12 protein-coding genes are annotated in these 11,901 nt (G+C 70.7%); 4 read left to right on the top strand and 8 right to left on the bottom strand.

Annotated features, from left to right (window positions below):
• Nucleotides 1-60 precede the first annotated feature (60 nt).
• Nucleotides 61-798, top strand: coding sequence for a SigE family RNA polymerase sigma factor (locus OG841_RS17810; RefSeq protein WP_328640577.1), 738 nt, complete (start codon nt 61-63; stop codon nt 796-798).
• Nucleotides 799-955: 157 nt separating this feature from the next.
• Here the strand turns inward: OG841_RS17810 and OG841_RS17805 are convergent, their stop codons facing one another.
• Nucleotides 956-1,282 (bottom strand): DUF6281 family protein, encoded by a 327-nt coding sequence (locus OG841_RS17805; RefSeq protein WP_371566068.1) that lies wholly within the window; start codon nt 1,280-1,282, stop codon nt 956-958.
• 73 nt (nt 1,283-1,355) lie between these two features.
• Nucleotides 1,356-2,060: a uridine kinase gene (locus OG841_RS17800; RefSeq protein WP_328640579.1), complete on the bottom strand. Its 705-nt coding sequence runs from the start codon at nt 2,058-2,060 to the stop codon at nt 1,356-1,358.
• Nucleotides 2,061-2,121: 61 nt separating this feature from the next.
• On the opposite strand from OG841_RS17800, the gene OG841_RS17795 reads away from it, so the two are divergent.
• Nucleotides 2,122-2,514, top strand: coding sequence for a hypothetical protein (locus tag OG841_RS17795; protein ID WP_365122627.1), 393 nt, complete (start codon nt 2,122-2,124; stop codon nt 2,512-2,514).
• A gap of 75 nt (nt 2,515-2,589) precedes the next feature.
• Here the strand turns inward: OG841_RS17795 and OG841_RS17790 are convergent, their stop codons facing one another.
• The 3 genes from OG841_RS17790 to deoC are packed head-to-tail and all read right to left on the bottom strand — an operon-like array spanning nt 2,590 to nt 5,871.
• Nucleotides 2,590-3,477, bottom strand: coding sequence for an aldehyde dehydrogenase family protein (locus OG841_RS17790; protein ID WP_328640581.1), 888 nt, complete (start codon nt 3,475-3,477; stop codon nt 2,590-2,592).
• Entirely contained in the window at nt 3,470-4,906 is a 1,437-nt protein-coding gene (locus tag OG841_RS17785; protein WP_365122629.1) for an aldehyde dehydrogenase family protein, read from the bottom strand. The genes OG841_RS17790 and OG841_RS17785 overlap by 8 nt, the downstream gene beginning before the upstream one ends.
• 5 nt (nt 4,907-4,911) lie before the next feature.
• On the bottom strand, nt 4,912-5,871 hold the full coding sequence (gene deoC, locus OG841_RS17780; RefSeq protein ID WP_059205131.1) for a deoxyribose-phosphate aldolase: 960 nt from the start codon (nt 5,869-5,871) through the stop codon (nt 4,912-4,914).
• Between the two features lie 110 nt (nt 5,872-5,981).
• On the opposite strand from deoC, the gene OG841_RS17775 reads away from it, so the two are divergent.
• The gene (locus tag OG841_RS17775) at nt 5,982-6,653 is read left to right on the top strand and encodes a PH domain-containing protein (RefSeq protein WP_365122632.1); all 672 of its coding nucleotides are present in this window, start codon (nt 5,982-5,984) and stop codon (nt 6,651-6,653) included.
• A 192-nt stretch (nt 6,654-6,845) separates the two neighbouring features.
• On the opposite strand, the gene OG841_RS17770 is transcribed toward OG841_RS17775, so the two are convergent.
• From OG841_RS17770 to OG841_RS17760, 3 genes are all read right to left on the bottom strand, one after another.
• Entirely contained in the window at nt 6,846-8,477 is a 1,632-nt protein-coding gene (locus tag OG841_RS17770; RefSeq protein WP_365122634.1) for a phospho-sugar mutase, read from the bottom strand.
• 427 nt (nt 8,478-8,904) lie between these two features.
• Nucleotides 8,905-9,729 (bottom strand): purine-nucleoside phosphorylase, encoded by an 825-nt coding sequence (locus OG841_RS17765; RefSeq protein WP_059204730.1) that lies wholly within the window; start codon nt 9,727-9,729, stop codon nt 8,905-8,907.
• Nucleotides 9,730-9,842: 113 nt separating this feature from the next.
• Nucleotides 9,843-10,280: a gamma-glutamylcyclotransferase gene (locus OG841_RS17760; protein WP_266521562.1), complete on the bottom strand. Its 438-nt coding sequence runs from the start codon at nt 10,278-10,280 to the stop codon at nt 9,843-9,845.
• Nucleotides 10,281-10,377: 97 nt separating this feature from the next.
• Here OG841_RS17760 and OG841_RS17755 point away from each other — a divergent pair, with 97 nt between their 5' ends.
• Entirely contained in the window at nt 10,378-11,826 is a 1,449-nt protein-coding gene (locus OG841_RS17755) for an NAD(P)H-quinone dehydrogenase (protein WP_266560306.1), read from the top strand.
• Nucleotides 11,827-11,901: the final 75 nt, after the last annotated feature.

Here is an 11,901-nt window from a genome sequence, read left to right as displayed (position 1 = left end):
AGGCAAGGAAGCACCGCCTGAGCAAGCCGAACACCGGAAGTCCACGACGGGGGGCGCGAGATGAACACGCTGCACGGCATCAGCACCAGCGCAGTGGTCACGCGGCTGCACGACGTGACCCGGGGTTCCGAGAAGTCCGGTGCCGTGAGCGGGCGGGGGTGCGCTCGCGGCACCGGGCGTCAGCACACCGCGTACATGTCGGTGGTTGACACCTTCACGGGGGAATCGCACGGGGGATCGTCGTACAGGGAGGACACGGGGGAGCGTCGTTCGCTGTCGGAGGCGGAGTTCACCGCCTACGTCCAGGAGCGCCGCGCCTCCCTGTACGCCACCGCGTACCACCTGACCGGGGACCGCTTCGAGGCCGAGGACCTGCTGCAGAGCGCGCTGTTCTCGACGTACAAGGCATGGGACCGGATCAGCGACAAGGCCGCGGTCGGGGGCTACCTCCGCCGCACCATGACGAACCTGCACATCAGCGCGTGGCGCCGCCGCAAGCTGAACGAGTACCCGACCGAGGAACTGCCGGAGACGCCCGGCGACACGGACGCGATGCGCGGCACGGAGCTGCGCGCGGTCCTGTGGCAGGCGCTGGCCCGGCTGCCCGAACTCCAGCGCACGATGCTGGTCCTCCGTTACTACGAGGGCCGCACCGACCCGGAGATCGCGGAGATCCTCGACATCAGTGTCGGCACGGTGAAGTCCAGCATCTGGCGGTCGCTCCGCCGGCTGCGCGAGGACGAGGTCCTCAGCTTCGGCCGTGACGAGGAGAACGCCTTCGGGGAGCTCGTCGCCTGAGGGTTGGGGGAGGAACGGGGGACCAGGGGTACCGGCTGGGGGGCCGGTACCCGGGGGATCAACGGGGGTCACGGGGGACCCACGGGGACAGCGGGGAAGCACCAAGAAGCGGGACCGGAGGGCCGGGGGGTCCGTCCGGTCCCGCTTTGGTGTGTGCTCAGCGGATCTCCACGAGCCTCGCCGAGGCAGGCGAGTCACCGACGGCAATGGCCTCGGCGGGGACCCTGCCCTCGACGAGGTACGCGTTGGTCGTGCCTTCGGGAACGGCGACGTCGGGATCGTTCGGGGTGTCGTCGCACTCCGGGATGCGGGCGCTGCCCAGGCGCTCGCCGACGGTGAAGTCCTCGTCCTGGGTGGGCAGGTAGTCGCGGTTCTCGTACGTCACCACCCCCGCGCAGGAGGCCGCGGCTTCGCCGCCGGCGGACGAACATCCGAGGACCACCGCCAGCATCGCCACCGTCATGACCAGCCGTGCTGTCGTCATCCGCTTCCTTCCCGAGGTGACCGATTTCCGGTCCTACGACGGAGAAGGCGCCGAAGTCGTTCGGCCGGGCCGATCAGGCGGCCGGCGTCGCCGCCTGCCGGTGTCCCGATGCCGCGGTGGTCAGGCGGGTCAGGGCCTCGTCCTTGTCGCAGGGGTGGGCGCCGAGGGCGGTCTGGCGGGCGACGATCGAGCGTTCCAGGCGCATCAGCCGCCAGCCGCGGCGCAGCAGGAACGGCACCGACTTGCGGCCCTCGCGCAGATCCCGCAGGAACCGGCGGCGGAAGGTGCGCACCGGACCCCGGCTCAGGCACAGCGCGTCGGCCAGCACACCGAGCTCCCGGCAGCGGGTGACGATCTCGGCGGCGAAGATGCCCTCCGCGATGAACAGCGGGGTCCGGCCCATGTCGACCGCCTCCTCGCCGGTGCGGGCGCTCAGCGAGATGTCGTAGACCGGGATCCTCGTACGGCCCGTGCGGCACAGTTCGACGATCGCCGCCACCGCGGTGTCCGCGTCCCAGGACCCGGGGTGGTCCCAGTCGATGTCGGAGCTCCCCGCCACCAGCGGCAGCGTCGGGTCGTTGCCCTCCTTGTAGAAGTCGTCGAGCCGGAGAACCGGAAGACCGGACCGGGCCGAGAGAAGGGACTTGCCGGAGCCGGAGGGGCCGCAGAGCAGCACGACTCGCGTCGGTATGGGCGGTTGGGAGCTCACGGGACACCAGTGTGAGGCATTCACTTGCTGTTCAACGACCCCGCGGGTTGGCTTTGAAGCGTGCGTCACACCTCAACTACCCTTCGTGTCGACACGATTACCCAGTGCACGGAAAAGGTGGCAGAAACACATGGCACGACACGCGAACCCGACAGCCCGGCGCACACTCACCGCCCTCGCCACCGCGGGTGTCGCACTCGGCGCAGGCGCCGGGGTGGCCGCCGCGGACACCGAGCCGGTCGTCGGCATGGTGGGAGTCCCGACCTCGCTGGGCAACATCGACCCGCAGGCCGGGGTGCAGGCGCTCACCGGCTCGGTCGGCTACGTCACCGGCCCGGTCGCCGGTCTCAAGCCGAACCCGCTGGCGGGAACGGGAGTGGACCCCTTGGACAACGGTGTGGCGACGCAGCTCGGCGACTCCCAGCCGATTGCCTCGCAGGCGCTGTTGGGGCCCGTGGCGCAGGCGCAGTCGATCGGGAGCATGCCGGTGGTGGGGCAGGTGACGGGGCTGCCGAACAACTGACTGGTACGACGGCAGGAGAGCCGCGTCTCCCCCGGACGGAGGGGAGGCGCGGCTCTCCGGTGTGGCGGCCCGCTGTCAGTACGACGAGCCCGACGCCCCCAGGGAACCCGTCGGGTGCCAGACCGTCTTTGTCTCCAGGAACGCCGTCAGGCGGTCGATGCCCGGTGTCGCCGTCCAGTTGTCCACAGGCTGTGGACGCAGGACGCGCTTCAGGTTGTCCGCCGCCGCGATCTCCAGGTCCTTCGCGAGGACCTCGTCCGCGCCCGCCAGATCGATCGCGTTGACGTCCTGGTGGGACGCCAGCGGGGCCGCGATCTCCGCGGTACGGCCCGAGAGGACGTTGACCACGCCTCCGGGCACGTCGGAGGTGGCCAGGACCTCGCCCAGGGACAGCGCCGGGAGCGGCGACCTCTCGCTCGCCACCACGATCGCCGTGTTGCCCGTGGCGATCACCGGGGCCACCACCGAGACCAGGCCCAGGAACGACGACTCCTGCGGGGCCAGGACGGCCACCACGCCCGTCGGCTCGGGGGAGGACAGGTTGAAGTACGGGCCCGCGACCGGGTTGCCGCCGCCCACCACCTGGGCGATCTTGTCGGTCCAGCCCGCGTACCAGACCCAGCGGTCGATCGTCGCCTCGACCTGCTCGGCCGCCCTGGACTTGGACAGGCCCTCGGCGTCGGCCACCTCGTGGACGAACTGCGCCTTGCGGCCCTCCAGCATCTCCGCGACGCGGTAGAGGACCTGGCCGCGGTTGTACGCCGTCGCGCCGGACCAGCCGCCGAACGCCTTGCGCGCGGCCACGACCGCGTCACGGGCGTCCTTGCGGCTCGACTGCGGCGCGTTCGCCAGCCACTTGCCCTTGGAGTCGGTCACTTCGTACACCCGGCCGCTTTCGGAGCGGGGGAACTTGCCCCCGACGTACAGCTTGTAGGTCTTGAGGACGGACAGACGGTCAGACATCGAGGTACGCCTCCAGGCCGTGGCGACCGCCCTCGCGGCCGAAGCCCGACTCCTTGTAGCCGCCGAACGGCGACGTCGGGTCGAACTTGTTGAACGTGTTGGACCAGACGACCCCGGCCCGGAGCTTGTTCGCCACCGCCAGGATCCGCGAACCCTTCTCCGTCCAGATGCCCGCCGAAAGGCCGTACTGGGTGTTGTTGGCCTTGGCGACGGCCTCGTCCGGGGTGCGGAAGGTGAGGACCGACAGCACCGGGCCGAAGATCTCGTCGCGGGCGATGGTGTGCGCCTGGGTGACGTTCGTGAACAGCGTCGGGGCGAACCAGTATCCGGAGGAGGGGAGTTCGCACTCCGGGGACCAGGGCTCGGCGCCCTCGGCCGCGCCCTTCTCCACGAGCGAGGTGATCCGCGAGAGCTGCTCGGCGGAGTTGATCGCGCCGATGTCGGTGTTCTTGTCGAGCGGGTCGCCGAGGCGGAGGGTGGACAGGCGGCGCTTGAGGGAGTCCAGCAGCTCGTCCTGGATCGACTCCTGGACGAGGAGACGGGAGCCCGCGCAGCAGACCTGGCCCTGGTTGAAGAAGATGCCGTTGACGATCCCCTCCACCGCCTGGTCGATCGGGGCGTCGTCGAAGACGATGTTGGCGCCCTTGCCGCCCAGTTCGAGGGTGACCTTCCTGCGGGTGCCGGCGACGGTCCGCGCGATCTCCTTGCCCACGGCGGTGGAGCCGGTGAAGGCCACCTTGTTGACGTCCGGGTGCGCGATGAGCGCGGCGCCCGTGTCGCCGTAGCCGGGAAGGATGTTGACGACGCCCCTGGGCAGGCCGGCCTGGCGGCAGACGTCCGCGAAGAACAGCGCCGACAGGGGGGTGGTCTCCGCCGGCTTCAGGACGACGGTGTTGCCGGTCGCCAGCGCCGGGGCGATCTTCCACGCCAGCATCAGGAGCGGGAAGTTCCAGGGGATGACCTGGCCGGCCACGCCGAGGGGCTTCGGGGAAGCACCGAACCCGGCGTGCTCCAGCTTGTCGGCCCAGCCCGCGTAGTAGAAGAAGTGCGCGGCGACCAGGGGGAGGTCGGCGTCGCGGGTCTCCTTGATCGGCTTGCCGTTGTCCAGGGTCTCCAGGACGGCGAGCTCGCGGCTGCGCTCCTGGATGATCCGGGCGATGCGGAACAGGTACTTGGCGCGCTCCTGGCCGGGCAGCGCCGACCACTTCTCGAAGGCCTTGCGGGCGGCCTTCACCGCGCGGTCCACGTCCTCGGAACCGGCCTGGGCGACCTCGGAGAGGACCTCCTCGGTGGACGGCGAGACGGTCTTGAAGACCTTGCCGTCGGCCGCCTCCACGAACTCGCCGTCGATGAACAGGCCGTAGGACGGCGCGATGTCGACGACCGAGCGGGACTCGGGTGCGGGTGCGTAATCGAATGCCGATGCCATGGTGATCAGTCCACCGTCACGTAGTCGGGGCCGGAGTAGCGGCCGGTGGCCAGCTTCTGACGCTGCATCAGCAGGTCGTTCAGAAGCGAGGAGGCGCCGAAGCGGAACCAGTGGTTGTCCAGCCAGTCCTCGCCCGCGGTCTCGTTGACCAGGACGAGAAACTTGATGGCGTCCTTGGACGTCCTGATGCCGCCGGCCGGCTTCACGCCCACCTGGATGCCGGTCTGCGCACGGAAGTCACGCACCGCCTCCAGCATCAGCAGGGTGTTCGCCGGGGTCGCGTTCACCGCGACCTTGCCCGTGGACGTCTTGATGAAGTCCGCGCCGGCCAGCATGCCGAGCCAGCTCGCGCGGCGGATGTTGTCGTACGTCGACAGCTCGCCGGTCTCGAAGATGACCTTGAGTCGGGCGGCCGTACCGCAGACCTCACGCACGGCGACGATCTCGTCGTACACCTTCAGGTACCTGCCGGAGAGAAACGCCCCGCGGTCGATGACCATGTCGACCTCGTCGGCGCCCGCGGCCACGGCGTCGCGCACGTCGGCCAGCTTCACGTCGAGGGCGGCGCGGCCGGCCGGGAACGCGGTGGCCACGGAGGCGACCTTCACGCCGGAACCGGCCACGGCCTCCTTCGCCACGGGCACCATGTCGGGATAGACGCAGACCGCGGCCGTGGCCGGGGTCGTCCGGTCGGTCGGGTCGGGGCGGACCGCCTTGGCGCCGAGCGCCCGGACCTTGCCCGGGGTGTCCGCGCCTTCCAGCGTCGTCAGGTCGACCATCGAGATGGCGAGATCGATGGCGTACGCCTTGGCGGTCGTCTTGATGGAACGGGTACCGAGCGAGGCGGCACGCGCCTCCAGGCCGACCGCGTCCACGCCGGGCAGCCCGTGAAGGAACCGGCGCAGCGTGCTGTCGGACGCGGTCACGTCCGTGAGCGGGTGTGCGGCTGATGCAGTGGTGGGCATGGTCACCAGACGAGCATATCTACGCGCGTAGCGGCTGTACACCCCGGAGGTCGGTTTCTGATGGCCCCCGCACACCGACACGAACCCGGGCGGCGCTTAGGATCGGCCTCATGACGACCGCACCCCCCGAGTCCAGGGACCGCATCTACCGCTCACCCATGGCACTGATCGGCGGCTCCCTCGTCCTCGTCATCATCGGCTGGCTCGGCATCGACGCCGTCGTCTCCGGCACCGGCCGCACCCCGTGGCTGGCCCTCGCCACCCTGATCCTCGCCGTCCCGCTGGTGGTCGCCTTCACACTGCGCCCGGCCGTCTTCGCGAACCACGACCGCCTGCGCATCCGCAACCCCTTCCGCGTGATCGTCGTGCCGTGGGGCGAGGTCGAGATGCTCCGCTCCGGCTACTCGAACGAGGTGTTCGTCACGTCCGGCGCGAAGTACCAGCTGTGGGCGATCCCGGTCTCCCTGCGCGGCCGCAAGAAGGCGGCACGGCAGACGGCCCAGCAGAACGCCCGGCAGTCGTCGGGACGCGGTTCCACCAGGGGCCTCGGCCTGTTCGGCGGCGGAATGCAGCCGGACGGCTTCGGTGGTCGTACCCCCGTCCCGGAGGGGCCCACCCGGGCCGAGACCGACAAGATCATCGACGAACTGCGCGAGATGCTCGAGGCCCGCGGGAAGGCGCAGACCTCCCAGGGCGAGGTGACCGTGCGGTGGGCGTACGAGATCGTGGGGCCGGCGGCGGCCGGGGCGGTGCTTCTGACGATCCTGGCGGCGATTGGCTGACGCGTTTCGGGGTGCCACGTACTGCCGTCTGCCGTCTGAGGTCTGAGGTCTGCCGCGCCGTCGTGGCTGAGCCGCACCTCGACACAGACCCGCGCCATGTATGCCCCCAGTACACCGAGAGGTGAACGGGTGCGGGGCGACCCGGACGGGGGCCGCCCCGCACCCGTTCAGGCCGGGTCGCTGCCGACAGCCTCAGATGCCCGCCGCCGCCGACAGGTCCCGCTTGATGGCGGTCAGCAGGTCCGTCGCCTTGCTGTGGGCCGCCGGGAGGTCGGCGTGGGTGGCGACGGGGACGACCACTTCCAGGTAGCACTTCAGCTTCGGCTCGGTGCCGCTCGGGCGGACGACGACCCGGGCCCCGTCCAGCGTGTAGCGCAGGCCGTCGGTGGGCGGGAGCCTGTCCGTGCCCTGCGTCAGGTCCTCGGCCCTGGTGATGGCCAGGCCCGCGAGCTCGGTCGGCGGGTGCTCGCGGAGCTGCTCCATCGCCCGGGCGATGACCGACAGGTCCTCCACGCGGACCGCGAGCTGGTCCGTGGCGTGCAGGCCGTGGTCCACGGCGAGGTCGTCGAGGAGGTCGAGGAGCGTGCGGTTCTGTTCCTTCAGCTCGGAGGCGAGCTCCGTGATGAGCAGGGCCGCGGTGATGCCGTCCTTGTCCCGTACGCCCTCGGGGTCCACGCAGTAGCCGAGGGCCTCCTCGTAGCCGTAGCGCAGGCCTTCCACCCGGGCGATCCACTTGAAGCCGGTGAGGGTCTCCTCGTAGGGAAGGCCCGCCTTCTCCGCGATCCTGCCGAGGAGCGAGGAGGAGACGATCGACTCCGCGAAGGTGCCGCGCGCCCCGCGCGTCACGAGGTGGGCCGCGAGGAGTGCGCCCACCTCGTCGCCGCGGAGCATGCGCCAGGCGTCGTCCCGCTTGACGGCGACCGCGCAGCGATCCGCGTCGGGGTCGTTCGCGATGATCAGGTCGGGGTCCGTCTCGCGGGCCTTCGCGAAGGCCAGGTCCATCGCGCCGGGCTCTTCCGGGTTGGGGAAGGCGACGGTCGGGAAATCGGGGTCGGGGTCGGCCTGTTCGGCGACGAGTTCCGGGGCGGGGAAACCGGCGCGGTCGAACGCGGCGAGAAGCGTGTCCTTGCCCACGCCGTGCATCGCGGTGTAGACGGTGCGCGCGGTGCGGGGGGAGTTCTCGGCGAGTACGGCGTCCGTGCGGGCCAGGTAGGCGTTCAGGACGGCGTCGTCGAGGATCTGCCAGCCGGTGTCCGGGCGGGGGACGTCGTTCAGGCTCGCGATCGCCGCGATCTCGGCGGCGATGTCCGCGTCGGCGGGCGGGACGATCTGGGAGCCGTCGCCGAGGTAGACCTTGTAGCCGTTGTCGCGGGGCGGGTTGTGGCTGGCGGTGACCTCCACGCCTGCCACCGCGCCGAGGTGCCGTATGGCGAAGGCCAGGACCGGGGTGGGGAGGGGGCGGGGCAGGACCGCGGCTTTGAGGCCGGCGCCGGTCATCACGGCTGCCGTGTCCCGCGCGAAGTCGGCGGACTTGTGGCGGGCGTCGTAGCCGATGACCACGAGGCCGTCGGTGCTGCCGTGCTTCTTGAGGTACGCGGCGAGGCCGGCGGCGGCTCGGATGACGACCGTGCGGTTCATGCGCATCGGCCCTGCGCCGATTTCGCCCCGCAGGCCGGCGGTCCCGAACTGGAGGGTGCCGCTGAAGCGCGCGGTGAGCTCGGTGACGTCCCCGGCGTCGAGGAGCTTGGCGAGCTCGTCGCGGGTGTCCGGGTCGGGGTCCTCGGCGAGCCAGGTCCTGGCCCGGGCGATGAGATCGTCGTGCACGGTTGCGTCAGCCTCTCGTTGTGTCGTTGTGTCGTTGTGTGCGGGTCCGGTGGGGGCGGGCGTTGTGCGCAGTTCCCCGCGCCCCTGGATGCCTGCGGCGGCCCGTGCGGCTTCGGTGGGGGCTTGTGCAGCGCGTGCGGGTGTGTTGGGGGTCGGGGCGCCGGGGTGGGGGGTGTCCGTCCTCGGTCCGGCGGCTCGGCTGCTCCAACAGTGCCCTGTAACGGACGCCGGCCGCTGCGGGCGGGACACCCCCCACCCCGTCCCCTGCGCGCCGTACGCGGCCAACGGCCTCATCGTGGCAGGCGTGACTGTACCCACCCGGGGGCGCGGGGCTGTATCGATGTGCGGCTACCGCCGCGCGGGCGCGACCAGCCACAACGCACCCGCAGCCGCCCTACGACATCACGTGGCACCCCCTACCGCGTTCTCAGATCCGCCCCAGCACCTGCGCCAGCAGCGAACCCATCCGCGTCGCGCTGTCACGGCCCGCCTGAAGAACCTCCTCGTGGTTCAGCGGCTCACCCGTCATGCCCGCGGCGAGGTTCGTCACCAGCGAGATACCCAGAATCTCCGCCCCCGCCTCGCGCGCGGCGATCGCCTCGAGGACCGTCGACATGCCCACCAGGTCCGCGCCGATGACGCGGGCCATGCGGATCTCGGCCGGGGTCTCGTAGTGCGGGCCGGGGAACTGGGCGTAGACGCCCTCCTCCAGGCTCGGGTCGATCTCCTTGCACAGGGCGCGCAGGCGGGGAGAGTAGAGATCCGTGAGGTCCACGAAGTTCGCGCCGATGATCGGGGACGTCGCCGTGAGGTTGATGTGGTCGCTGATCAGGACCGGCTGGCCGGGGCGCATGCCCTCGCGGAGGCCGCCGCAGCCGTTGGTGAGGACGATGGTCTTGCAGCCGGCGGCCACGGCGGTGCGGACGCCGTGGGCGACGGCGGCGACACCGCGGCCCTCGTAGTAGTGCGTGCGGCCCAGGAAGACCAGGGCCCGCTTCTCGCCGATCTTGTACGAGCGGATCTTGCCGCCGTGCCCCTCCACCGCAGGCGGCGGGAAACCGGGCAGCTCGGTGACCTGGAGCTCGGCGTCGGGGGCACCGAGGGCGTCCACGGCCGGTGCCCAGCCGGAGCCCATCACGAGGGCGACGTCGTGGGTCTCGGCACCGGTCAGTTCGCGCAGGCGCGCGGCGGCGGCGTCGGCGGCGGCGTGCGGGTCGCCCTGGATGTCGTCCGGAAGAAGAGATGCGTTCACGCGGATGAGGGTAGCCGGTCCGGGCCTACGCGCGTAGATGACAGAGCTGACGGGATGGCGATCGTTGTCTTGTCGTTTCCAACCAACGGTGTGACGCCGGTGACCTGTGTGATTCAGCAGGGGCGCTTGCGGAGCTCCATGACGTAGTCGTGGGGCGCGCCCGCCGATTCCGCCGCGTCGGCCACCTCGCCCAGATAGCGGGCGGAGGGCAGGCCGCCCTCGTAGCCGTTCAGGACGTACGTCCAGGCCTGCTCCTCGCCCTCCAGGGTGTGGACGCGGATGCGGGTGCGGCGGTAGATGTCCAGGCCCACGCCCTCCCAGCGGTCCATCGACTCGTCGTCGGCGGGCGCGATCTCGTAGAGCGCCACGAACACCTGGGAGAGGGGGTCCTCGACGATCGTCGCGAGGGCGCCCTCCCAGCCCATGTGCTCGCCCCCGAAGGTCAGCCGCCACCCGTTCAGCCACCCCGTGGCGCGCATCGGCGAGTGCGGGGCGCGGCGGGTCATCAGCCGCGCGTCGAGGTTGCCGGCGTAGGCGGCGTAGAGCGACATGGGTCGAGGGTACGGCAGCGTTGCCCGGCGTCTCTCCCGTAACAGTGGCATCTCGGGGGCGGCCCCCGGGCCGTAGCACCTGGGGTCGTGCGGGACAATGGAGTACGTGACTCGGATCGTGATCATCGGTGGCGGACCCGGCGGATACGAGGCGGCCCTGGTGGCCGCCCAACTCGGCGCGGAGGTGACCGTCGTCGATTGCGACGGTCTGGGCGGAGCGTCGGTACTGACCGACTGCGTGCCGTCGAAGACCCTTATCGCTACGGCCGAGGTCATGACGACCTTCGATTCGTCGTACGAGGAACTGGGGATCATCGTCGCCGACGACACCCCACCGCTGGAACAGGCCGCCCGGGTGGTGGGTGTCGACCTGGGGAAGGTCAACCGGCGTGTGAAGCGGCTCGCCCTCGCTCAGTCGCACGACATCACCGCCTCCGTGACGCGTGCCGGTGCCCGGGTGCTGCGCGGGCGTGGGCGACTCGAGGGCATGCAGGCCCTCGACGGGTCGAGGAAGGTCGTGGTGCGGGCCGCCGACGGGAGCGAGGAGACGCTCGTCGCCGACGCCGTGCTCATCGCCACCGGTGGGCACCCCCGTGAGCTGCCCGACGCCCAGCCCGACGGCGAGCGCATCCTCAACTGGACCCAGGTCTACGACCTCACCGAGCTGCCGGAAGAGCTCATCGTGGTCGGGTCCGGTGTCACCGGTGCCGAGTTCGCCGGTGCCTATCAGGCGCTCGGTTCCAAGGTGACGCTGGTGTCCTCGCGGGATCGGGTGCTGCCCGGGGAGGACCCGGACGCGGCCGCGGTCCTCGAGGACGTCTTCCGGCGTCGTGGCATGAACGTCATGGCGCGGTCCCGTGCCCAGTCCGCCAAGCGGGTCGGGGACCGGGTCGAGGTCACGCTTGCGGACGGACGGGTCATCAGCGGGTCGCACTGCCTGATGGCCGTCGGTGCCATTCCGAACAGCGCCGGGATGGGGCTGGAGGAAGCGGGCGTCAAGCTGCGCGAGTCCGGGCACATCTGGACCGACAAGGTGTCCAGGACGTCGGCTCCCGGTGTGTACGCCGCCGGTGACGTGACCGGGGTGTTCGCGCTGGCTTCGGTGGCCGCCATGCAGGGGCGGATCGCCATGTACCACTTCCTCGGTGACGCGGTGGCCCCGTTGAACCTGAAGACGGTCTCGTCGAACGTCTTCACCGACCCGGAGATCGCCACGGTCGGCTACTCGCAGGCGGACGTGGACGGCGGCAAGATCGACGCCCGGGTCGTGAAGCTCCCGCTGCTGCGCAACCCGCGCGCGAAGATGCAGGGCATCCGCGACGGCTTCGTCAAGATCTTCTGCCGGCCGGGGACCGGGATCGTCGTCGGCGGTGTCGTCGTCTCGCCCCGCGCCTCGGAACTGATCCATCCCATCTCGATCGCGGTCGACAACAATCTGACGGTCGAACAGATCGCGAACGCTTTCACCGTTTACCCCTCCCTTTCGGGGTCGATCGCCGAGGTGGCACGGCAGCTGCACACGCGCAAGGAGACCGGGGGAGCCTGACGGCCGAAAGCGATTCCTGCCTGGTCACAGGGAGTTGTCGACCATTCGCGCGGCATAGGCGGGGGGATTAGGCCC

Origin of the sequence: Streptomyces canus (genome assembly GCF_041435015.1) — a bacterium.
Taxonomy (GTDB): Bacteria; Actinomycetota; Actinomycetes; order Streptomycetales; family Streptomycetaceae; genus Streptomyces; species Streptomyces canus_G.
Note: the sequence above shows the minus strand (reverse complement) of the source record. Positions and strands in the feature narration are given on the sequence as shown.

Bases quoted from the DNA above. Each gene is read 5' to 3' on its own strand.
- OG841_RS17790 (WP_328640581.1), bottom strand. From the start codon at position 3,477: ATGTCTGACCGTCTGTCCGTCCTCAAGACCTACAAGCTGTACGTCGGG.
- OG841_RS17755 (WP_266560306.1), top strand. From the start codon at position 10,378: ATGGAGTACGTGACTCGGATCGTGATCATCGGTGGCGGACCCGGCGGA.
- deoC (WP_059205131.1), bottom strand. From the start codon at position 5,871: ATGCCCACCACTGCATCAGCCGCACACCCGCTCACGGACGTGACCGCG.
- OG841_RS17760 (WP_266521562.1), bottom strand. From the start codon at position 10,280: ATGTCGCTCTACGCCGCCTACGCCGGCAACCTCGACGCGCGGCTGATG.
- OG841_RS17795 (WP_365122627.1), top strand. From the start codon at position 2,122: ATGGCACGACACGCGAACCCGACAGCCCGGCGCACACTCACCGCCCTC.
- OG841_RS17810 (WP_328640577.1), top strand. From the start codon at position 61: ATGAACACGCTGCACGGCATCAGCACCAGCGCAGTGGTCACGCGGCTG.
- OG841_RS17785 (WP_365122629.1), bottom strand. From the start codon at position 4,906: ATGGCATCGGCATTCGATTACGCACCCGCACCCGAGTCCCGCTCGGTC.
- OG841_RS17805 (WP_371566068.1), bottom strand. From the start codon at position 1,282: ATGACGACAGCACGGCTGGTCATGACGGTGGCGATGCTGGCGGTGGTC.
- OG841_RS17775 (WP_365122632.1), top strand. From the start codon at position 5,982: ATGACGACCGCACCCCCCGAGTCCAGGGACCGCATCTACCGCTCACCC.